The 214-nt window shown below is 42.5% G+C and carries 1 protein-coding gene; it reads left to right on the top strand.

What is annotated here, in order from left to right; genetic code table 11:
- Positions 1 to 214 (top strand): hypothetical protein (locus tag GQS64_RS12000; RefSeq protein ID WP_198231770.1); only part of this gene is annotated, 214 nt, incomplete at both ends.

The following is a 214-nucleotide window of genomic DNA, read 5'->3' on the forward strand; positions in this document are numbered from 1 at the left end:
TTGAAAGCTGCATTGGTTGATGCAAACAGTTCGGAGTTCTGGGTATCATCGAAAACGATAAAGGCAAACGATGCTGAAGCCTCTACAGTGACGTTTAAACCGAAGGATGCCAATGGCGACATTATCAAAGAGCTTGGTAACAAGTTGAAATTTGTTGTAACGGACAAAGATAACAAGGAGATAGATACAACTGGTCGTGCCGTTAATCTGTCGG

The sequence above is a fragment of the Bartonella sp. P0282 genome, assembly GCF_048452985.1.
Lineage (GTDB): Bacteria > Pseudomonadota > Alphaproteobacteria > Rhizobiales > Rhizobiaceae > Bartonella > Bartonella choladocola.